The organism is Acidisoma sp. L85, assembly GCF_009765865.1.
In the GTDB taxonomy this organism is placed as follows: domain Bacteria; phylum Pseudomonadota; class Alphaproteobacteria; order Acetobacterales; family Acetobacteraceae; genus Acidisoma.
In genome coordinates this window covers 104,279-126,593 of the sequence record NZ_LMUQ01000076.1, presented here as the reverse complement: position 1 = coordinate 126,593, position 22,315 = coordinate 104,279, and the positions used below count along the sequence as shown (strand labels likewise).

Genomic DNA, 22,315 nt, shown 5'->3' with positions numbered 1-22,315 from the left:
TTCCCTATCGACCGCCCTTGGAGTGGCAGAACCGCACGCGGCCGGGCCCCTGAACGGCGCCTCTTTGCAGAACGGAGAATAGCGCCGACCGAGGGTGTTCTCCTAGGCTGAAACTTGGGTAAAACCTGCGGGCCAGTGCAGAAGGCGCTGACGCTTGACGTCGAGGCGATCGGCTGACGAGATAGCCACGTCGATGACGACCCTGTCCGGATCGATCGAAATCGCTGTCCGACATCATTGGGATCCGCAAGTTCTCGGGGGGCGGCCCGGATTACGCGACACCTAAACAGGTGCTCGTCTCGACGAAGCCGACATTGATCGGCGGCCGGGCAGGCCGTAGTGGCGGATCACCTCCGTCAGCATGATACGATGCCTCCCTTGCGGCCCTTCGGAAAACGTTCGCGCACTGCGGCCAGCACCTCGGGCCGTGACAACGTGCGCTCGACAAGGGCGTCGATAAAGCGACGGTCATCATCGGAGAGCCGGCCGAAGGCAGCCTGATTTCGTCGGTGATTACGCGCTTGGCGGCGGAAGAGTTGGGAAGTTCGTGGATTGGGTCTGGACCGCGGGCTGGGCCAGCCAAAAGCGACTTTCCCCAGCAATTCAAAAATGTGGCATTTAGTAGTACTAAGTGGCATAAAAGTTACGGAGGTTCTCATGCAGAATGTCGAGCGCTTGAGCATCACCCTGCCGACCGAGATGGCGCGACTGATCCGCACCAAGGTTGAGCAAGGCGGCTACGCCTCAAACAGTGAAGTGATTCGCGAGGCTATGCGCGCTTGGCAGGAGCAGGAACTGCGACGGGCTGAACGCTATGAGGCTATCCGCGCCAAAATTGCGGAGACGGATGCAGACCCCCGCCCCTCCCTCACCGAGGAGGAAGTGGACCGCCATTTTGAGGCCCGGTTAAAAAAATCACTGATGGCGCACGGAGAGCGTGACTAAGCTTGTCTATCGATCCGCCGCCCTTGCTGACCTTGATGCGATTTACGACGTTATCGAGCCGGACAGCCCCGCCGCGCCCTGAGCTTCGTGGACGCAATTCGGTCGCGTTGTCGGACGCGGTGCGATCACACCCACCTCGGCCCAGCTCGCGACGATCTAGGGATCGGCGTCCGGGTTTACCCCATTCGTGGCCGGGTCATTGTCGCCTACCGTGTGGAAGCCGATACCGTCCAAATCACTGCGTATTCTAGGGTGGGCAAGATTACGAAACCATCCTGCGCCATGGAGACGTTGGTTAATGGACGCTTCCCCTTTTAATGCGATGAGCTGCTTCGCCGTCTTTATCGCGCGGGGCGCAATAACGGCACCAGCAGGCATTCTGAATGCGCAGGCTCTTTCATCGTCTCCAACATCGCCACCCCGCCTCCTCATCTCTGCACGGGCGAAAGAACACGGCACTGCTTCCTCCTTATTGGCCTGGGCATGACTTCTGCTTCTTTGTCCACGATGCGATGGTAACTTTGCTCGTGACCGGGAAGCGAAGTTCCATTTTTAAGTCCGAACTATCCGTCGACGAGGAATGCGAAGTTCGCTTGAACAGGGCAGCTGATATCTTTGCTTAGCTGGAGCAAAATCGCTGCATAGAGGAACGAGCTTACGTATTGGCAACCACCGCCTTCCCAGCCTTACTCAGTGACCTTCTGCATTGTGCTTTTGAAGCACTCGTATCGTTTCGTAAGGCAAACTTGGGGTTGCTTAATGTTTCTCCGAAAGTCTTTGCAGGACAGTCTCTTTTTCCTAGAAACAATGTCGCCGATAGACTCGATTTTGCGACGAAGCTGCGAGCGACCGCGACCTACCTTGACATCTGGCTGATGCGCCGAGCAACCAATTATGTGAGTGTTGGTTTATTCTAGCACTGCATATGCGATGTTTTTGTTGTGTAGGGGACATACGGCGGAAGTCTATGGAAGAGTTCGTCGTCATGCTCGAAGCGAAGCTCGAAAATGACGAGATGTCATTTGAGGGTGCGGTCAACAAGACCGGCAGTCTCACGACACAATCGCCCGCAGCGCACTATTAGACTAGGGCAGCAAAGCTAGAACGGAAGGTCAGGGCTACCCTGAACCCGCTGGGGCCTGGAGGCCCCAGACCCGCATTCAGACCCGCTTCCGTTACGCTCTCCCCAAACGCTCCGCGCCGCCGCCTAGCGCGGGACCTGCCGTGGGGTCGATGCCGTCCGGCAACTGGGCGACCAGCGTCTGCGTCGTCAGGATGAGGCCGGCGACCGAAGCCGCGTTGCGCACCGCCGTGACACTCACCTTCACCGGATCGAGCACGCCCGCCTCCAGCAGTGCCACGATCTCGCCGCTGCGGGCATCGAAGCCGAAACCGCGCGGCGCCTGGGAGACCCGCGCCAGAACCTCGGCGGCATTGCCGCCGCAATTGGTCACGATGCAGGCGAGCGGCTGGCCCAAAGCCCCCTGCAGCAAACTCGCCCCCAGCCGCTTGCCGCCGGTGAGCTTCTCCATCATCGGCCCGAGCTCCGGCGCGATCTGCAGCAGCGCCGTGCCGCCGCCCGCCACTACGCCATCCTGCACCGCCGCCCGGGTCGCGTTGATGGCGTCCTCGATCATCTGCACGCGGCGCTTCTGCTCGACCGGGGTAGCACCACCCGCCAGGATGATGGCCGAGCCGCCCGACAGCTTCGCCAGCCGCTCCTGCAGCTTGTCGCGCTCGATATTCTGCGGTGCCGCGTCATATTGCCGGGCGACCTGCACGCGCCGCGCGGCGATCGTGGCGGGGTCGCCCGCGCCGGCGCTGATGATGGTGTGATTGGCCGAAATCCGCACCTGCCGCGCGCTGCCGAGATCCCGCCGCGTGACATCGGCAAGCTTGCCGCCCAGCTCGCGGGCGATCACCCGGCCGCCGGTGACGATGGCGATATCCTCGAGCATCGCCTTGCGCCAATGGCCGTATTCCGGCGGATGAATCGCCGCGACCGGGGACTGCCCGCGATCACGCCTGGCCAGCAGATGCACCACGCAGCTCGGCGCTACCTCCTCGGCCAGGATCAGCAGCGGCCGGCCGCTCCCTTCGATCAGCGCCTCGATGGCGGCGGCATCCTCGGGCCCGGTGAGCTTGAGATCGGTCATCAGGATGAGCGGCTCCTCGAGCACCACCTGCATGCGCTCGATATCGGTCACCATGTGATGCGAGAGATAGCCGCGGTCGAAGGACATGCCGTCCACCACCTCGAGCAGCGTCTCGACCGTGCTGCCGAATTCGACCGTCACCAGCCCCTCGGCGCCGACTCGCTCGACGGCTTCCGCGACCATGGCGCCGAGCGCCGCGTCATTGGCGGCGATGGTGGCCACGGCCAGCGTCTCCTCCGGTCCGCTGAGCGGCCGGGCGCTGCGATGGAGGGCGGCCAGCGCCTCGACCACCGCGAGTTCGAGACCGGCCACGAGATCGACTGGATTGGCACCTTGCGCCAGATAGTCGAGCCCTTGCTGCACCATGGCATCGGCCAGCACCGTGGCGGTCGTGGTGCCGTCGCCGGCGATGTCGTTGGTCTGTTTGGAGACCTCGCGCAGCACCTGGGCGCCCATATTCTCGAAGGGGCAGGGGAGCTCGATTTCCTGTGCGATGCTGACGCCGTCCCGAGAGATCATGGGCGTGCCGATCGGTCGGTCGATGATCGCATTCATGCCCTTGGGCCCCAGCGTGCCACGCACCGCGCGGGCAAGCTTGCCCACCCCACGGCCAAGGGCGCGCCGAGCCTCGTCATCATGCAGCATCATCTTGGCCATAGCTTCATTCCCTGGGTTAGTTTGCGTGGCTCGCGCACAAGCCTGCACCAGCCCTCTCCCCCACCCGGCCACCCATCAGCATACTGTCCGTGGGTGGCCGGGTGGGGGAGAGGGCTGTGCAGGCTTGGATCAGAGACTCTCTCGCTTCTCCGACGGCAGAGCGCGGATGAAGTCGTGCAGGGTTGGTTCCCTGGTTGTATCTTCCGTCTCGTTGAAACGTGCCGCCAATAGGCCGCGGCAGAGCGCGCCGTTGAACTCGACATTGACGGCGACGCGGCGCAGCGCCCGCAGATGCGGGCGGAAACACTCGGCCGAGACGGCGAGCCCCACCTCATCGACGAAAGCCGCATCCTCCGCCGCGGCCGGTCCCACGACCCAGCGGCGTTCCAGGTAGCGCGCGCGCAGCCCGCTCCCTTCCTCATCCGTCACGAGGTCGCGCAGCCCGGCGATGGTGAGCGGCGCCAGCACCTCCGGCCCATGCCCGGCCGCGAGCAGGAAATCGCCCAGCGCCACCTGGCGGCGCTGGAAAGCCTTGACCAGGAAGATCCGCCGCACCTGCTCCAGATCGCCATTCGCCTCTTCGCCGAAAGCGGTCTGAAAGGAGAGCTTCTCATGCATGCCGCGATTGATCGTCTCGGCATACATATGCTCGCCGAGCGTCACATCGACGCTGGTGACCCAGGGCAGCGCCGCCGCCGCCAACCGCATATCCTCCGCCATGAGGAAAGCGAAATTGGCGGCGCACCAATAGGTCGGCAGGCGAAAGCCGATGCGTACCGCGCCACCCGCCGCGACCTCGACATCGGTAACGAAGCCAAGCTCCGTCACCGATTCATCGAGTTCCGGATCGCTGACAGTGGCGAGCCGGGCCAGCACCTCGCCAACCCGGTTCTCCGGCGTAGTGTAAAGCTGCGCGCTCACTCAGCGGCGACGCGCTGGCTGGAGCGCAGCGCGGCCTTCTTGGCCTCGATGTCGATGTTGTAGATCCGCGCGGCATTGAGCCCGAGGATTTTCTTCTTGGCGGTGAGGGTCAGCTCGACCTTGGTTTCCTTCCGCACATCATCCGGTAATTCGAAGGCCATGAAGGCATCGACCAGCCATTTCGGCGTCCAGATGCCGTAATCGCTGCCGAAGAGCAGCCGGTCCTCGCCGAGCCAGAACAGCAGTTCGGAAATGATATGGGCGAAATAGCCCGGACGGCTGTGGATGAAGGGCAGGGCGACGGCGAGACCGCCATAGACATTGGGCTCCTGCACCGCGATCCAGCAGAAATCATCGAGGCGCGGCAGGCCGCAATGCTCGACGATGAAGTTGAGATTCGGGAAGCTCGTGGCGGCATCATCGATATCCGCGACATCGAAGGCATCGCGGTTGAGCGGCAGGATGGTCGGGCCCTTATGGACATGGATGTTCTTGATACCGAGCTTCTCGGCGCGTTCGAGATAGCGCTTGGCGTGATCATCCGAGAGCTTGTAGCCCTTGCTGTCGCCTTTCCATTCGGCGGTATAGAGCTTCACGCCCTTGAGCTTGTATTTCTCGCAATCCGCCTCGAGCTGCTCGAGACCGGCTTCGCCGTCCCGCGGATCGAAGGCGCCGTTGATGATGAAGCGCTCCGGATAGCGCGTGCCGAGGCTGGCATTCTGCTCCAGCGTATTGAAGCCGTTGGTGTAGAATTCCTTGAGGTAGGTCGGCTGGAAGATCGCCATGTCGTCATAGCCTTTGACGAACAGGTCCTCATACATCGTCTCCGCGCCGTATTTCTCGAACTTCTCTCGCGGCCAGACTTCCTCTTTGGGGCTTAGCGCGGTGTGGTAGCCAAAGAAGCAGTTGATGAACTCGGCGCCATGCACATTGCGCTGATTGGCGGGGCTCGCGTCCCAGAGATGGACATGACCGTCAATGATGAAGATCTCTTCGCCGTCTTTCGTGGTGTACATTTTTCTTGTCTCCCGTAATGCTCGGCTTGGCGTGGCGTTTTCTTGATCCGGAGACAAAGTCGACACCGGCCCGCACCCCCACCCGGCCGCCCATCAGCATACTGTCGTGGGTGGCCGGGTGGGGGTGCGGGCCGGTGTCGACTTTCACCGACTTAGATATATTCCATCATGTCGTTCATATCGCCAAACAGAACGACGGTATTGTCGTCGACCATCACCATGCGGCCGTAATGGGTCGAGGTGGAGATTTCGAAGGTCGGCGGGGTCATCTCGCGGCCGAGCCGCTCGCTGATCTCGTCCATCTTGAATTCCATCCGGCCCTCGCCGTCGATGCGGATCATCGCCGGCATATAGGTGACCGTGACGCCGGGCTTCTCGCTCATGACCTCGGCGATGACGCGGGCTTCCACGCTGTCATTCATCGTCACTCCGCACTGGACGGAGACCGTGTCCTCGAAACGCATGTCCTTCATGGACTTAAAGATGTTGTCGGAATGCGACATCTGTATGGCTCCTGCTTCTATGGGCGGGCGTGGCGGGATTAGGCCTCGAGAACGTGGCGTACGTCTATGTCGGTCTCGGCGGCGATGGCGCGGACCCGGTTCTTGGCCAGTTCCAGGGCCTCGGTGAAATGCGCGACCTTCACCCGCGGCTGCGACCAGATCGGCTGCAGGTTATGCGCGGCCTCGAGCGCCAGGCTGCCATGCTTCTCGACCCAGCTCTTGAACAGCATGCGGTTGTGATTGCCATGCGCTTCATCCAGCACGAGCATGCGGAAGAGTTCGACGGCATTGGCGAGGTTGCGCTCGTAATCACCTTCGGCGGCCGAGACGACCGATGGGGTGATGAAGTCGTTCTGCGACGCCGCCGCCTGCATCACGAAGCCGCTGCGGAAGAGCTCGCCGACCAGCGGCTCGAAGACGAAATTCACCGCGAAATACTGTTCGAGGAAGTCGGTCGCACCGCCGATCGTCTCGATCGCCCGCCGCGTGCCCTGCCAGATCGGATCCTGGAGCCAATGCGCCTTGCCCGCATTTTCGTCGAAACCGCCGATATCCAGGCCGATTTCGCTGAGATAGAGCGTGAGATCCTGGGCGAAGCGAATCTTGTAGGAGGAATTCGTCAGGATCGCGTTGTTGATCATCTGCGTATAGCCGTAGCGCTGCGCCTGCATGGTCGAGGTGCCGAGGCCGAATTCCGCATGCTTATAGGCGCCGAGATGATCCTGCAGGATCTTCACCCAGGCCGGGTCGAAACGCTTCGGCGCGCCTGAGCGGCGGCCATTCTCGACCACATTCTGGATCATGCCGCAGATGGTGGACTGGCGCTGGTAATGCGTGCGCTCCCATTCCTGGTCGACGCTGCGGTATTTGTGCCAGTCGCTGCTTTTCGCTTCGGTCCAATTCTCGGAATAGGTCGGCGTGCCGTCGGCGAAGGAGATGATCCAGTCCTGCAACAGGTACCGCTTGGGATCGGGCTGCACATCGACGGTCATGTCTTCATAATGCGTCGCACGGCGGCCCTTGGGATCGAAGTAGTTGTATTTTCGGCTGTCGGAACCCGCGAATTTCGCGGAACCCGCGGCGCCGGACTTCACGGGAACGGTCGGCTGTTGCACTGCACTCATGACTGTGTCTCCCTAGGGGTTTGTTTTTGTTTGCAGTCGGCACCAGCCCTCACCCCCACCCGGCCACCCATCAGCATACTGTGGTGGGTGGCCGGGTGGGGGTGAGGGCTGGTGCCGACTGCAAACATTATCTAATCGCCGTGGTGAACTTGTCGAAATAGATGTGCTCGGGTTCGACCCCGGCCATCTGCAGTACCGGCAGCACGGCATCGATCATCGGCGGCGGGCCGCAGGAATAGGCGTCGATCTCGCCCTCCAGCCCTTCCTCGCGCAGCACGCGGGCGACGACGTCATGGACGAAGCCGGTCTCGCCGGTCCAGTCATCGCCGGGCTCGGCATGGGACAAAGCCGGGATGAAACGGAAATCGGGAAGCTGCGCGCCGAACGCCGCGAATTCCTCGATATGGAAGAGATCGGCCTTGGTGCGGGCACCGTAGAAGAACCGCACCGGGCGATGCGAGCCGCGCTGCACATGATCCTGCAGGATCGACCACAGCGGCGACATGCCGGAGCCGCCGCCGACCAGCACCAGCGGTCCCGGCCGTCCCTCGCGATGGAAACAGGTACCGTAAGGACCTTTGACCATCAGCTCATCGCCGGACTTCAACCCGATATCGGCCTGCGGGTCGAGCCTCGAGGAGAAGGCGCCGTTGGGATACATCTTGATGATGAACTGCATCGTGGTGCCGCCGCCGGCGGCGTGATCGGCCGGCGCATTCGCCATCGAAAAGGCGCGGGTGATGCCGCTGCCGGGGATGGTGATATCGACATATTGGCCGGCCCAGAAACGCATGGGCGAGGAAAGCTCGAGCGTCAGCATCCGGATATCGCGGGTGAGCGAAATGATCGAGACGAGATGCGCCGGAAGCTCCTTCACCGCGATCGAGCGGCTGAGCAGATCCTCGTCGTAATTGAGCAGCTCGACCGTGATGTCGCTGAAAGCGAGGGTGCGGCAGAGCAGGATATGATCAGTGTCGCGCTCAGATTCCGGCAGCGCGAAGGTCGAGTATTTTAGCAGCTCGATATCGCCCTCGACCAGCTTGGATTTGCAGCTGGCGCATTGGCCTTCCTTGCAGCCATGCATGACGGAGATGCCCTGGCGAAAGGCGGCGTCGAGCACCGTTTCCCCTTCTTGGACATCCATCTCGATCCCCATGGGTTCGAAGCGGACGGTATGGACAGCGGCGTCACTCATGGCGGCCCCTAATCGGGATGCGGTATTTGTAGAGTCGTTACGGGGTCCGGCACCTGCCGGACCCCGCGACGCTTGGCGAGGCTAGTTGAGCGGGTTGATCTTGAAGCCCTTGCGATATTCGGCGAGGTGGGTTTCCCGCGCCTCGGGCGTCATCGCGCGGATGGTCCGGAGCGGACTGCCGAGCGTATGGCCGCGCACGTGGTCGAGCGTCCACATCTCCTTGTCGTCGAAGCGCAGATGCGGCTGCGGCACCAAGGTCTTGCCGTCGTCGCGCACGAAGCCGAGATCGGTGATGGCATCGGCGAGATCCCAGCCGTGGTAGCAATCCTCCCATTCGCGCCGGCCGCTGAAACGGCCCATCGCGGGGGTGGAGCGGCCCTCATATTCCGCCGAGAAGGCAGTCTTGTGGGTCCAATGACAGAGTTCCGAACAGTAGGTGTAGATCTTGCCGTCGACCTCGTCGCAGACGATTTCCTCGCGGATGAGGCAAGGCACCATGCAGCTCCAGCAGCGATGCGGATAGATATAGCCCGTCTCGGTGTTGAAGGTCATGATGGTCTCGCCGGGCTTGCTGAGCTTGGCGTACCACTTCCAGTAATCGCCAAACTCGGCATACCAGCCGGGATATTTATGCTCGAACCACTCGAAGTCCTTATCCGTCTGGGCCTCGATGCGCCAGAAGTTCAGCGGCCAGCCAACCGAGAAGAATTGCGCGGTCTTGTGGACGTAGTTCTTCTTGACCATGCGGTCCCAGGCTGCGCTCACGTCATCATGATGGATCTTGATGCCGTATTTCTCGAGCGGCAGCATATAGGTCCGGTAGTAATCCTCGTAGATCCAGCGATGCCATAGCTCGGCATAGCTTTCCTTGTTCTTGTCGCGATCCGTCGTGGCATATTCGATCAGCACGCCGATCGCGGCATCGACGATCGCATGATTCTGCCAGAAGGCATAACGCAGGTCGCGCTCAATGAGCTGATGATTGTCGGGGTCGTTGATGAGCGACATCAGCATCGAATGGCCGTTGCCGATATGGCGGCTTTCATCGGATTGCACCGAAAGGAAGACGGTCGGCAGCGCATAATCGCCGTTGCGGGCAGCTTCGGACGGCATGGCCACGAACAGCGTGTTCGTGAAGGCGGTTTCGGCGACGACCGTCAGGTAGATATTGGCCGAGGTGATAGCGTCACCGGTGACGAAGCCCTCGGCGAATTGGCGGCCGATAGTGGTCGCGTAGCAGCGGCCGAACGCGGCTTCCGTGATATCGAACCCGGCTGGGTCGATATAGTTTTCCATATACCACTTCTTCAGATTCATCTGAATCGTCGAGTGACGGAACTCGTCGACCATCTGCATCGTGAACCCAGTGCGGAGTTCCTCACCCGGGGCGAGGCGCGCGACCATCGCCATCGAACGGGCGGCGGAAATCTCGGGGAAGGGGATGATCGCCAGGAACAGCTTCATCCATTCGACCCAGCGGGGCTCGACATTGCGGAACATGTCACCGCGGAGAGCGGCATCGAGCGCGCCGTAGACGCGGTTGTCCTTCTCTTCCTGCATCGGGAAGTAGGAGCGCAGGACCTGTTTCATCGGGTCTCGCGGCGCCTTCTTGATCTTGTAGTCGGTCGGGAAGGTCATCGCTTCCTGAACGTAACTCGGCGTCCAACCCAGATCGGCGACCCGCTTGGCGGCTTCGCCGATGCTGATTCCTTTCTGGGCTGTGATCTTGGTTAATGAAATCCCATCAGGCATTTCGGATCCTCCTTCGATCAACGCGGTTTCTTGCGGCTCACGGCCGGCGGTCTTGTGCAGCGCAACAATTCGAGGCCGCTAGCCTAGGCCTTGTTTTAGTAGCAAGAGCTGTGCCAAGTCCAAATTCATTCTGTCCATAGAGGGAAGGCGTCATTTAGTTCACGTAACTTTGCGATTACTGCGTTGCAGCATGTCCTATTTCGCGACGAAGTGTCCTAAACACTGTCCCATAATGAGACGGTTACTTCGGTAGGCTGCGCCACAGGTCTCGAACACCACAATCACTCCTTCTTGCTTTCGGGCCGGCCGATGGGCTTTCCATCGGCGATGAAGCGGGCCGCGAGAACCAGCGTGCCCATGGTGAAATCCTTGCCATGGGCATCGATCATCTCCTGGGCGAGAACGCCGAGCCGCTTGAAGAACGCGTCCTTGGAAGTTTCCTCTTCCGTCATCGCGGCATCTCCTGAGTCCTTGGCCGGAACAACGCATCGGGTAGCGGCAGCACGCCGAGGTCGCCGCCATCAGTGCCGATGGCGAGGCGAGCGCCATCGGCCGACCAGGCGAGAACACTGACGGCGCCCCCACCCTCGCCACGCACATGCAGCGCGTCATGACCGGCGGGTTCCGTCAGCATGACCGCGCCATTGCCGGTGCCGGCGGCGATCATGGCGCGGTTTGGATGCCAGGCGACCACAGCGATCGGCACCCGCGCGGTGATGCCGCAAGGGGTCGAGGGCGCGGCGGGCGCATCGAGGTCCCAGCACAGCACCCGTGCGCCGCCTGACGCCGCGAGACGGCGGCCATCGGGCGAAAAACTCAGCGACCGTACCGCCGCATCGCCACCTTCGAGCGTCACGCCGGCCGGGCTGCCTGTACCGAAACGCCACAACCGTACGGCGCCGCTTTCCAGCCCGCAGGCCAACTGACTACCATCGGGTGCCCAGGCCAAGGCGCAGGGGCTGGCAAGGGTTTCGAGCCGGCAGCTGTCCTCAGTCGACCACAGCGTCACCCCGGCTTCATCGGCCACGGCAAGCCGCTTTCCGGCCGGATCGAAGAGCAGGGCGACCACAGGGGCCGGCACATCAAAGCTGGGAGCATCGGAAATCTCGACGCGGCGGCCGAGCGCCGTCGCATGATGCTCGCCCGCGGCAATTGCGAAATGCTCCGCCTTGGCAGGCGGAGTCTCGGCGGTGGTTTGGTTCAAGTCGGTGCCGACTTGCGCCACGATCCCGCTGCCGCCGCCGCAAAGGAAACCGTGGCCTTGGGAAGCGCGCAGCGTCAGGCAGCCATCCGGCCGGGCCGCCTCACGCGCCAAAGGCGGCGGTGGCTCGCCAGGTCGCAATTCGAGCCCACCAGCCGGACGCGCCGCCAGAACCGGACCGCCTTCCCATTCCGCCCGTGCCAGCACGACCGAACCGTCCCGCAAGGCGAAGCCGGCGACGTCGGCATCCCAATCGGCCGCCACCACGGCGACCCCAAGCGACCAGCCGCCGCCCAGCACATCAAGCAAGGGCTGCGGACGCATCAGGGTATCAGCACCGCGCGGCCCTTGATGCGGCCGTTATGCAGATCGTGCAGTGCCTGATTGGCGTCGCTGAGCCGATATTCGCGCGTTGCGAGATGCACCAGCCCGCGATCGGCCAGTGCCATTAGCTCGACAAGTTCCGGGTAGGTGCCAACGAGATTGCCGACGATGGTCTTTTCGGAAGTGATCATGTCGAGCGTAGGCATCTCGATCCGGCCGCCATAGCCGACGATGTAGTAGAAACCGCCATTGGCGGTCATGGCGAGACCCTTGGCAACTGCCTCGCCCTCACCCACGAAATCGATCACGGCCTCGGCGCCGCGCCCGCCGGTCAGCGCCATGACACCATCGACCTCGTCTCCATCGGCGCGGATCTGATGATGCGCGCCGCATTCCTTCGCAAGCGCCAGGCCGGTATCGGAACGATCGACCGCGATGATTTCGGCAGCGCAAAGTGCGGCCAGGACCTGGATGCCAATATGGCCGAGCCCGCCAGCACCGATCACCACGACATATTGCCCCGGCAGCAGGTGACGTGAGGCCTTCTTGGCGGCGCGATAGGCGGTGAGGCCAGCATCCGTATAGGGCGCGACATCCTTCGGCGCGAGCGCCTTTGGTAGCTTGATCAGCGAGCGCTCACCGGTGAGGAGGTACTCCGCATAGCCGCCATTGGCGTTGATGCCGGGAAAGGAGCTGTCGGTCGCATGCATGTCGTCGCCACGGCGGCAGGCGAGGCAATGGCCGCTGGTGACCAGCGGATGACAGATCACCGCATCTCCAGGCTTGAAGGTATCGACCGCGGAACCGACCTCCTCGACCCAGCCGGCATTCTCATGACCCATGATATAGGGCAGCACGACATCAACCTTGCCGCGCCAGATGCCTTCGACGACATGCAGATCGGTTCTGCAAACTCCGGCACCACCGATGCGCACGATGACATCGGTGGGTTTCTCGATCTTGGGGTCTGGAACATCCTCGTAATGCACGAAGGTGTTGGACGAGAGAGTCTCGTCATAGGCGTGCAGCACGGCTGCCTTCATGGCGCAGTCCCTCCCCGTTTATCCCGCCTCTTTGGGCATGGGGTTCAGTGCATGGGGCGTGCCAAACTATGGGTCTGGGAACGCCACACGGCCAAACTATCTCAAGCCTGGATAATTAGAAAAAGATTTCAAAGGTTTGCCTCCGACGGAGTCGACGCTCAAACTCGCCTCCTTGCTTTGCGCAAGCGGCAATCTTGGCCAACGAGTGTGCCACAAGTGAACATTAATGCGGGGCAGACTGTTCCGTGAAGGAACAATTGCCTGAGCCACATGACGATGGCGGGAAATTGACCTGCGTGGAAGAGGATGCGTTCAGCGTCGTTCTTCAGCTGATCGCAACCTGCAGAAGCCCCTGTATATTGATGTCAATCGATTCATACCCCAGCCGACTAGGTGCTCGCTGCAGCGAGCCGTCGCATCTATCCGGCGTCAAGTGCAAACACAAATTCGTTTTCCGATGAAGGTTAGATGGCATTTGACCTTAGCTGCTCCAAAGATAGGTTGCGGCGCCGCTTGCGGAGAGGTCCTATAGCAACGCCGATTCTTTGATAAGCTAGCACATGGCTACCGCAGCCCCAGTAGCCCCATTTTGGCCAACACTGACACTGCTATTAGTACCTGATCAATGTCGACCTTCACTAGATCAGCAAGCTCCTGAACGGCAAGCTCTTCTTCTCTCAGAGAAGTTATCAACTCTTCTACTAAAGTCGCTGGTGGGAGCACAAGATCTGCGTATCTAAACAATGGCTGACGCGCCAACTTCAAATAGGCGATCTTGCTTGTTCCCGAATTTAACATAACGCGCGTGGAAGATTGAATTAGGGCTGTTGGGTAGTGAGCACAGCCGTGAAACGGATTCATGCGGGCTGGCGACGCTTTCGGCGCCTGTGCAATCAATGTGGATTGCAAAGAATCCTGTCTTGCCTCAAGCCTGACCCGTCGAAGATCAGCCCAAAGTTCTTGATATTTCCGATAGACTACCTTCCAGTCGAATAGCTCTAGAGTCCGTCGACGGCCTGCCTGCCCCATTTGTTTTCGAAGATTTAGGTCTGTCACTAGATCGCTCAAGCGCTCGACGAGAACCTGCATGTCTATTGAAACGGTATGGGAAGAGAGTCCACAATAGTAGTCGTAGGTGGCCGTCCCTGCCTCGTAGCGATGGGCAAGTATGTTACCTAATGTGGATTGAGGCATCCATGTTGGAATGCGGAAACCGTCAACTCCGTCGCGAACCGTGTCCTTATATCCATTCCAGTCGGAGACAACCGCAGGTAACCCTGCAGCCATAGCTTCAATGGGTGTAAGCCCAAAAGTCTCCTGAATATTGTCAGAAAGTGATATGAAGAGATCTGCAGCGTTCCAACTCATCCGGAGTTCGACCGGCTTCCTCCCATCAGCAAATATCATCCGGACATCGGGACAGGTGGAAAGCGCAAGGTCCCTAAATCCACGCTCGACAGAGTCATTTGGAAACCAGCCACACTGAATAAGAACAATCTTCTTCCCGCTCCTCTGAGCAGCTGCCTGTAGGCCAGCATACATTGCGTGCGGATGCGCTTTAGCGTGCGAACTCAATCTCCCTACAAACAGCGCTACGACCTCATCTTCTGCTAGCTCGAGTTCCGATCTCGCTGAGGCACGCTCATATGGAGTAATGGCGTAATCAGCGCTGTGCACCCCCAGTGGGATCACCGAAAATCTAGGAAGCGTTATTGAGAACGAAGCGCCGAAGCGCCATTTCAGATACGAGATCTCTGCGTCGACCAGCCCTTTGACCGATTCAGCTACTGTGGACGACGGGCAGATTAGTGCATCCCATGGCATCACAGGAGCGGTGAGCAAGCCGGTTATGGCGTCCATGGCCGCATGCGTGACTGTTCCATGGAGGATGCCGCACAGGCTGTGGGCGGCTGGATTGGCCCGTAGGCGCAGCCTTGCCGCGGCCTCTAAGAGGGGGTCAGGTAGATAGAGAGTGCCTATTTGACTCAAGAGGTCAGGGCGGTCTGGACGTAGCCATTGTGTCTCTGCAGCGGGATCGTATTCATGGACAAGCTCACTGAAGCTTTGAGCCGAAGCTTGATTTGGTGTGTACGCCCACATTGTCGCCCCCTGGCGATTGGCGATGGCTGCGCGCAGAAATCCATGTCCAGCCGCTTGACGACCCATTAGCTTGCGGCCGGACGTTAGGTACCCGTCGGGCTCGAATAGAATTGCGGGTGTTGCGATAGGGTTCACCATCTTCTCCAATTTTGTCGCAACCGCGTAATGTGTTCAGCGCAGCCTTGATCGACCCAACCACTGCCGGGCAATCGATCCAGTCGATCCGAAGTGAAGCAGGTCTCTGCCGAAGTCCGCAGAAGAACCCTGCAGTAAGGTTGTGTGCAGCGAGCTTATCCTTTGATAGGCTGTCTCCCAAGGGCCGCGATAGATGACGCGATAAGGGGAAACGATGCTGATCTCGGCCGAGGACCGGCTTGCCCGCGCCCGGACGGTGCTGGAACGGCGCCATATGACGCCCGCCGACCTGCTCGCGCCGGAAATCTCGGCGAGCTGGACGCGGTGTCTGGAGCATGGCCTCGATCCCGAAAACCCGCCGCCCCTGCGCACTATCGCCGAGCCGGCGCTGCGCCGTGCTCGCGAGACCGCTGGCGCAATGCGGCCACTAGTGCTTGCCGAGATGGAGAATCTCCATCAGCAAATCGCCGGCAGCAACTTCATCATCGCCTTTGCCCTGCCGGACGGCCTGCTGCTCGATACCATGGCCGATCCGAGCTTTGATGCGACGGCGCGCAGCAGCAGCATTCGGCCCGGCAGCTTCTGGTCCGAGATCGGCTGCGGCACCAATGCTTTAGGCAGTGTCGCCGCGACACGCCGCCCGCTCACCATCCATGGCGGCGAGCATTTTTTCAGCCGCTACGGCAAGCTGACCTGCACTGCCGCTCCGGTTTTTGCCCCCGATGGTTCGCTCGCTGGGGTGCTCGACGCCTCCTCCGACTGCCAGTCGCGGCAGCAGCATACGCGGGCGCTGGTTTCAATGGCGGCGACGCAGATCGAGAATGGGCTGTTCCGCGAAAACCATCGTGGTGATATCGTCGTCGCCTTCCACAATCGTGCAGAATATTTACATACCTTGAGTGCAGGTCTCATGGCTTTCGATCCGTCCGGGCTGATCTTAGGGGCCAATCCGCAGGCCCGACTTTTCCTGCACGGCCTGCCCGCTGCGCCTGGACGCCGCTTCGACGGCGTGTTTCGCACTGGGTTCGAGGCGTTCCTTGATGCCGGACGACGAGATACGCGGCTCAGCCTGCAGGACCGTGTTGGCAGCACCTTCACCGCCAGTATCGAGAACCTGCAGCCCCTCCTCGTGCACCTACCCCGACGCACCGCAATCCCCGTCGCGTTGCGCGAAACCTTCGTCGCGGCGGATCCTGTGGTGGCGACGGCGATGCGGCAAGTCGAGGCGGCGGCGCGCCGGCGCCTGCCGATCCTCATCCGCGGCGAGACAGGGACCGGCAAGGAGCAGCTCGCCCGCCATGCCCATGCGGCGAGCGGGCGTGCCGGCCGCTTTGTGCCGGTCAATTGCGCGGCGCTGCCCGATAGCCTGGTGGAAGCTGAGCTCTTTGGTCATGCCGAAGGCGCCTTCACCGGCGCCCGCCGCGGCGGTGCGGCAGGGCTGGTGTCCCAGGCGCACGGCGGTACGCTGTTCCTCGACGAGATCGGCGATATGCCGCTCGGCTTGCAGGCCGTGCTGTTGCGGCTGCTCGATGACTGGATAGTGCGGCCGATCGGCGGCGGCGCGGCCCGCGAGGTCGATGTGCTGCTGGTGGCGGCGACCAATCTCGACCTGCAAGAGGCGGTCGCCACCAGCCGCTTCCGCGCCGATCTCTATTACCGGCTCGACACCATCGAGGCGCTGCTGCCGCCCTTGCGCGAGCGGACGGATTTTGCGGCAATTCTGCACCATCTGCTGGCGGCGCTCGGCGCCTCGGCCGAGATCGAGCCGGAAGCGGCGGCGCGGCTAGCCGCGCATACCTGGCCGGGTAATATCCGTGAACTTCGCAATGCGCTGACTCGGCTGACGCTAATCGATTTCGAGCGCCCAATCGCCCTCGCCGATGTTGAGCGCCTACTGGGAGCACCGGCAATGGCTTCGGATAGGCTGCGCGACCAGATGACGGCGCGTATCCTGGCCGCACATCGTGAGACCGGCGGCAATCTCAGCGCGACGGCCAGACGCCTGGGCGTCTCCCGCAACACCATCTACCGGGCCCTAAAACCCTGAAGCCAGAGAAGGAATGGGGGTCCGGCGTCGGTCCTGGCGAGTCAGGGCAGCGACCTCCCGCTTAAGCCATGCCCAACTGCCGAACACCAAATGCATGGTGCGCAGGGCGATCCAGCCAGGCCCTCGAGTAGACCCAAAGGCCAGTTTCGCCGATCGAGGAGGCGCGGGGTCTTCGCGTGCTCATCGACGGGAAGGGCTGGTCGCGGGATTAGGCGGCGGCAACACTTGGCATGTCCAAGGTCGCGGTCAGCGCGGTACTTCGTATTCCCACCTTGCCACCGCGTTTTCTCACCGCGGTGCCGGAGGTGCAACCAGCGCTTACTGGGGGAACTAGCCCGACTGGAGAGGCCGCTGCGGGATCGCCTGCTGCGGCAGGCTAAGGTGGGGGCGCTCGCGACCAAGGCGGTGCCCGAGGTCCGGATGTGGCCGAGATGACAGACCCGCGGTTTTATTACCCAAATCCCCTGAAAGTGGCCGGGCGGGCGCCAGGGCCGGCATCGACTTTACCCAAGGCCATGCAGCTTGAGCCAAGGCGGTTTGGCCAAGCCTGCATGGCCGCCGAGTTCAACGCGACGTGATCCCGAAATACTGTTGCGGTCCCCATGCCCGCGCGGCATTGGGTGATTACTGCTATCTTTATGCGAGCTTCACGGGCATAGCCAGCAAACAAGATGCGGTAACGTAAGGAATAACGCCGATATGACTACGGCTCTCGTCACCGGAATTACTGGCCAGGATGGTGGGTATCTCGCGCAGCTTCTCCTCGGTAAAGGCTATCGGGTGGTCGGCCTCCTGCGGCGCTCCGCCTCCTCGGACGTGATTGGCGAGCGGCTGCGCTGGCTTGGGATTCTTGACAAGGTCGAACTCATCGACGGCAATCTTACCGATCTCTCCAGCCTGATCCGGGTCATCCAGGATGTCGCCCCGGACGAGGTCTATAACCTCGCGGCGCAGAGCTTCGTGGCGGCCTCCTGGCAGCAGCCTCTGCTGACCGGCGCCGTCACCGGCCTCGGCGCCGCCAATGTGCTGGAAGCGGTGCGCATCATCCGGCCGCAGGCGCGCTTCTACCAGGCGTCCAGCTCCGAGATGTATGGCCTCATCCAGTCGGAGATCCAGAACGAGCTGACGCCCTTCTATCCGCGCAGCCCCTATGCCTGCGCTAAGCTCTACGCCCATACGATGACCGTCAATTATCGCGAAAGCTTCGGCCTGCACGCGAGTTCCGGGATTCTCTTTAATCATGAGAGCCCGCTGCGCGGCATCGAATTCGTGACGCGGAAGATCACGGATGGCGTGGCGCGGATCAAGCTCGGACTGGCCGAGGAGCTGCAGCTCGGCAATCTTGAAGCCCGCCGCGATTGGGGCCATGCGCGGGATTATGTCCGCGCCATGTGGCTCATGCTGCAGCAGGATCGGCCTGATGATTACGTCGTCGCGACGGGCCGCACCACGACGATCCGGGAATTCTGCCGCATCGCTTTCGCCTGTGCCGGGCTGGAGGCGGAACGCCATGTGCGCACTTCCTCCGCGCTGATGCGTCCGGCGGAAGTTGATGTGCTGCACGGCGATGCCACGAAGGCGCGCGAGCGGCTCGGCTGGCAGGCGGAGGTCTCGCTCGAGGATCTGGCGGCCGAGATGGTGGAAGCCGATCTCGCGCGCCATCGCGGGCGGGTGAGCCGATGACGATGTGGCTGTCGCAGGCTGCCACGCGGAGCGTGTTGCCTTGCCGACATAAGGATGCCGCCGCCGCGACCTACGCGGACTAGCTATGGGCGAGCGGGTCCTCCCTCGCATCGGCCGGCCCAGCCGCGACGCCGCGGCGGAACAGGCCGCGGCACTCCTGCGGGTGGAGCGCGACTATCTGCGGGCGAAACTTGCGGAGCTCACCGCCGATGATGGCGTCGTCGCGCATCAGGATGCGCAACTCCGCGCGCAGCGCGCCGAGGAGATGCGCCTCACGGCACTCCTGGCCGAAAGCGAATCGCGTCGTCAGGCGTTGGAAGTTAAGCTCGCAGAAACTACGTCGCAGGCCGCCGATTTCCAGAGTCAACTCGCCGAGCAGACGGTTCTGCAGCGGGATCTCGAACAAGCCAGGAGCGAGGCCAGCTTCGCTACAGACGAGGTTCTTGCGATACGTAGGGTGAGAAACGCGCTTCTCGCCTCCGCCAGTTGGCGCATCACGGCTCCGCTCCGCGCGATTACCTCCCGCCTACCGGCGGGTTTTGGGCGCTTTCTGCGAAGGATGGCGAAACTGTCCTATTGGCTGATGACGCCGCACAGGATCCCGCGGCGCCTGGCTGCGCTGCAGTCGCGGCGGCGGGAACGAGGTCTTTCGTTTCCCCTCTCGCCTGTCGCGGCAGCTGTTCCACAGACCGAAAACTCGGCTCCGGCCCCGCCTGCCTTTTATCTCTTCGCGGGGGAATTCATCCCCCTCGAAGCGGCGCTCGATTTCGACTTGCACGACGGCGGAAGCGTCACCGAATTCGTTGCAGCCGCTGCGACCCGAGCGGCGATAGTGGTCGAGCCGTCAGTGCCTATCGCCGAAGATCATGTGCTTTTCACTGGCGTCGTGTGGGAGCAGAATGCCAGTCTTTTTCGGGTGCTGGCGAGTAAGGGCGTGCAGGTCAGCATCCTGCTCCACGACCTCGTTCCTATCGAGCGACCGGACAGCGTTCCGTCGACCCAGCGAGACGCATTCTTAGATGATCTGCGAATGGTGCTGTCCCTGGCGAGCCACATCTTCGTGCCGAACACGACGATCCAAGACGAGTTACAGAAGTTTGTGATCTTGTCTGGATGGTCTGTCGCCGGTGAGATTATCCTTCTGCCTTCCGGCTCGACGCCTATGCCGGGCGTTTACGACTCTATACGAACCGCACTACTGCTTGATCGGTCGGAAGATCCCACTTTCCGACCCCTCGCCCGCCGCATTTTCGAAGATCAACGGCCAGTCGCACTCATGACCGCCTTTGCGCATGCGCGGCTCTGGTGCACGGAGACCGATCCCGAGGTCTCGATTATCATCGTGAACTGGCACGCCGGCCCGCGCACGGTAGAATGCATACGCTCTATCTGGGCTAATACCGAAGGTGTAAGCTATGAGATCCTGATCGTCGACAATGGCAGCGGCAACGGTGATGTCGCGTTGCTGCGTTGTCTAGGCGTGGGTGTACGCATATTAGACCTTGGCTGCAACCGCTTCTTCGGTGAAGCAAATAACATTGCCGCCGAGCAGGCGAGCGGTCGCCTTCTTTGCCTGCTGCATAATGACGCCGTCGTGCAGTCCGGATGGCTGCGCGCCTTGCGCAATACTCTCTTGGACGCACCGGACGCCGGCGTGGTCGGACCGCTCTTTCTCAATGCCGACGACTCGATCAGGGAAGCGGGGAGAATGATCGATATCTTCGGTTATCCCGTCCGCCTTGGGCGGGGCCGTGCCAGCAATACCGCGGCTTTCCTGGCTCCCCGAATGGTCGACACCATCTCCGCCGCTACAATGCTCATGCCACGGGTACTTTATCTGCAGGCGGGCGGCTTCGATCTCGCCTACGAGCCTGCGCGTTACGAGGACGTCGATCTCTGTCTCAAGATTCTCGCCTTGAGGCGACAGACCCTCTATTGCCCCGAGGCGCGCGTCATCCATAACGAAGGCGTGGAGATATCGAGTGAAGCGGAGGCCCGGCAAATGGCGCTGGACGATCTCAGCCACACGAAATTCGTCTCACGCTGGGGCTCCTACCTGGCGAGCCGGTCCACCGCCGATCTGTGGCGGATCGCGAAAACCATCATCCAGCCCGATATCGCACCGCGACCGGCTGTTGATACGGGCCGCTCGCGGAAAGAAGCTGTTCTTTATACGCCCTATCTCCTGACGCCTGGCGGCGGGGAGCGCTATCTTCTCAGCTTCGCCGCCGCCTTGTCCGCGAGCGCCGACGTGGCCATTGTCACACCGCATCCCTACAGCTATCTGCGCCTCGACAATCTCGGGCGCGAATTCGACATCGACCTGTCGCAGTGCCGGCTCGAAACCTTGGACGACTTTCTGCGCAAGCCGGCGCCGAGCTTCATGCTCACGATGGGCAATCACATCCTACCGCCAATCGACGCACGCGCTCCGAACTCGATCTATCTCTGCCAGTTCCCCTTTGCGATCCCACCCCATGACGTGGCGCAAGGGTCACTCGATGGCTACAGTTCCATCATCGCCTATTCGGATTATGCCAAGACGCATATCACAGCGGCTCTCAGCGCAAATTGCCTGGCGCCGCTTCCAGTCGAGGTACTCTACCCACCGGTGCCTTTCATCGGTAGCTCGGCTAACGATCCGGAGCGGCGAAAGCAGCGGAACATGATCCTGAGCGTGGGGCGGTTCTTTGTTGGCGGTCATAGCAAGCGGCAGGATCTCCTGATCACCGCCTTTCGGGCCGTCGTCGAGGCTCTTCCTAAAGAAGATCGGCCCGAGCTTCATCTGGCCGGCTCCTCGATGCCAACGGCGGAGGATATCGACTATCTCGCGACGCTGCGGCGTCTCGCGAACGGTTTGCCGGTGTTCTTCTATGTCAATGTGGCGCCTGACGATCTGATCGGCCTGTATCAGAAGGCCGAGATCTACTGGCACGGCACTGGTCTCGGCGCCGACCTCGAGCAGGAACCGGAAAAGGCGGAGCATTTCGGCATCAGCCTGGTGGAGGCGATGTCCGCCGCCTGCGTCGTTTTTGCTTATGGCTCGGGTGGGCCGTGCGAAATCATTACCGATGGGGTCGACGGCTTTCTCTATTCTTCGATAGAGATCTTGGCAAAGCGGACGCAGCAGCTGATTGCCGAAAGCGAGTGTTCGCGGGAAGCGATTGGACGCGCCGCGGGCCGCAGGGCCGCCGACTTCTCCACGAGCCGCTTCAATTCTCACGTGCGCAGGCTGGCCGATGCATCGGCTCCTTGAGGAAGCCTGGCGCAAACCCTGCAAACCTGGTTTGTCGCCGGCGGAGCTTTGAACGCGTGCTGCATCCTCTTCGTTCCCTGGATCAAGCCACCCGCCTGATCGACGCCGCCGCGATCGTGGCCTTCGATTTCGATGCCTTGATAACGCGGCAAGTGACAAGCGACGATGCTATCCTGGGCTATGTCGGCTTTCTGCTGCGGCAGCAGGATGAGAGACTGACGGGCTTCGTTGACCGCCGGAAGCACGCGGAGCGCATG

The 22,315-nt window shown here is 61.6% G+C and carries 17 protein-coding genes and 1 pseudogene; 6 read left to right on the top strand and 12 right to left on the bottom strand.

Translation table 11 applies throughout. The annotated features are described in order from the left end of the window. Positions 1–657: 657 nt before the first annotated feature. The 3 genes and pseudogenes from GSQ83_RS26400 (at position 658) to GSQ83_RS26390 (ending at position 1,862) form a co-directional block, all read left to right on the top strand. Positions 658–945 carry a type II toxin-antitoxin system ParD family antitoxin gene (locus GSQ83_RS26400; protein ID WP_158805849.1) on the top strand — a complete coding sequence of 96 codons (288 nt, stop codon included), beginning with the start codon at positions 658–660 and terminating at the stop codon, positions 943–945. A 66-nt stretch (positions 946–1,011) separates the two neighbouring features. Further along, positions 1,012–1,263 (top strand): annotated as a pseudogene (locus GSQ83_RS31540) (type II toxin-antitoxin system RelE/ParE family toxin); the annotation flags it as partial. Between the two features lie 344 nt (positions 1,264–1,607). Beyond that, positions 1,608–1,862 (top strand): hypothetical protein, encoded by a 255-nt coding sequence (locus GSQ83_RS26390; protein ID WP_158805847.1) that lies wholly within the window; start codon positions 1,608–1,610, stop codon positions 1,860–1,862. Between the two features lie 258 nt (positions 1,863–2,120). Here GSQ83_RS26390 and GSQ83_RS26385 read toward each other — a convergent pair whose 3' ends face one another. The 11 genes from GSQ83_RS26385 to GSQ83_RS26340 all read right to left on the bottom strand — a co-directional run bounded on the left by GSQ83_RS26385 (position 2,121) and on the right by GSQ83_RS26340 (position 14,697). After that, positions 2,121–3,758, bottom strand: coding sequence for a molecular chaperone GroEL (locus GSQ83_RS26385; RefSeq protein ID WP_158805846.1), 1,638 nt, complete (start codon positions 3,756–3,758; stop codon positions 2,121–2,123). Positions 3,759–3,887: 129 nt separating this feature from the next. Next, entirely contained in the window at positions 3,888–4,679 is a 792-nt protein-coding gene (locus tag GSQ83_RS26380; RefSeq protein WP_158805845.1) for a metal-sulfur cluster assembly factor, read from the bottom strand. After that, positions 4,676–5,695: an amidohydrolase family protein gene (locus GSQ83_RS26375; RefSeq protein ID WP_158805844.1), complete on the bottom strand. Its 1,020-nt coding sequence runs from the start codon at positions 5,693–5,695 to the stop codon at positions 4,676–4,678. The genes GSQ83_RS26380 and GSQ83_RS26375 overlap by 4 nt, the downstream gene beginning before the upstream one ends. Positions 5,696–5,847: 152 nt before the next feature. Beyond that, positions 5,848–6,198: an MmoB/DmpM family protein gene (locus tag GSQ83_RS26370; RefSeq protein ID WP_158805843.1), complete on the bottom strand. Its 351-nt coding sequence runs from the start codon at positions 6,196–6,198 to the stop codon at positions 5,848–5,850. Positions 6,199–6,236: 38 nt separating this feature from the next. Continuing rightward, positions 6,237–7,322, bottom strand: coding sequence for an aromatic/alkene monooxygenase hydroxylase subunit beta (locus GSQ83_RS26365; protein WP_158805842.1), 1,086 nt, complete (start codon positions 7,320–7,322; stop codon positions 6,237–6,239). A 127-nt stretch (positions 7,323–7,449) separates the two neighbouring features. Further along, positions 7,450–8,517 carry an NADH:ubiquinone reductase (Na(+)-transporting) subunit F gene (locus GSQ83_RS26360; RefSeq protein WP_216850594.1) on the bottom strand — a complete coding sequence of 356 codons (1,068 nt, stop codon included), beginning with the start codon at positions 8,515–8,517 and terminating at the stop codon, positions 7,450–7,452. Positions 8,518–8,598: 81 nt separating this feature from the next. Next, the gene (locus GSQ83_RS26355) at positions 8,599–10,269 is read right to left on the bottom strand and encodes an aromatic/alkene/methane monooxygenase hydroxylase/oxygenase subunit alpha (RefSeq protein WP_158805841.1); all 1,671 of its coding nucleotides are present in this window, start codon (positions 10,267–10,269) and stop codon (positions 8,599–8,601) included. A gap of 281 nt (positions 10,270–10,550) precedes the next feature. Next, entirely contained in the window at positions 10,551–10,721 is a 171-nt protein-coding gene (locus GSQ83_RS29690; RefSeq protein WP_174246738.1) for a hypothetical protein, read from the bottom strand. After that, positions 10,718–11,794 (bottom strand): WD40 repeat domain-containing protein, encoded by a 1,077-nt coding sequence (locus GSQ83_RS26350; RefSeq protein ID WP_158805840.1) that lies wholly within the window; start codon positions 11,792–11,794, stop codon positions 10,718–10,720. Before GSQ83_RS26350 ends, GSQ83_RS29690 begins: the two co-directional genes overlap by 4 nt. Continuing rightward, positions 11,794–12,837 (bottom strand): NAD(P)-dependent alcohol dehydrogenase, encoded by a 1,044-nt coding sequence (locus GSQ83_RS26345; protein WP_158805839.1) that lies wholly within the window; start codon positions 12,835–12,837, stop codon positions 11,794–11,796. The genes GSQ83_RS26350 and GSQ83_RS26345 overlap by 1 nt, the downstream gene beginning before the upstream one ends. 564 nt (positions 12,838–13,401) lie before the next feature. After that, positions 13,402–14,697: a glycosyltransferase family 4 protein gene (locus tag GSQ83_RS26340; RefSeq protein WP_158805838.1), complete on the bottom strand. Its 1,296-nt coding sequence runs from the start codon at positions 14,695–14,697 to the stop codon at positions 13,402–13,404. Positions 14,698–15,286: 589 nt separating this feature from the next. On the opposite strand from GSQ83_RS26340, the gene GSQ83_RS26335 reads away from it, so the two are divergent. From GSQ83_RS26335 to GSQ83_RS26325, 3 genes are all read left to right on the top strand, one after another. After that, positions 15,287–17,119 (top strand): sigma-54-dependent Fis family transcriptional regulator, encoded by a 1,833-nt coding sequence (locus tag GSQ83_RS26335; protein ID WP_158805837.1) that lies wholly within the window; start codon positions 15,287–15,289, stop codon positions 17,117–17,119. Between the two features lie 699 nt (positions 17,120–17,818). Next, entirely contained in the window at positions 17,819–18,802 is a 984-nt protein-coding gene (locus GSQ83_RS26330) for a GDP-mannose 4,6-dehydratase (RefSeq protein WP_158805836.1), read from the top strand. Between the two features lie 85 nt (positions 18,803–18,887). After that, entirely contained in the window at positions 18,888–22,058 is a 3,171-nt protein-coding gene (locus GSQ83_RS26325; protein ID WP_158805835.1) for a glycosyltransferase, read from the top strand. Here GSQ83_RS26325 and GSQ83_RS26320 read toward each other — a convergent pair. Next, a complete protein-coding gene (locus GSQ83_RS26320) occupies positions 22,022–22,303 on the bottom strand; it encodes a hypothetical protein (RefSeq protein WP_158805834.1) in 282 nt (93 codons plus the stop codon). The genes GSQ83_RS26325 and GSQ83_RS26320 overlap by 37 nt on opposite strands. Positions 22,304–22,315 lie beyond the last annotated feature (12 nt).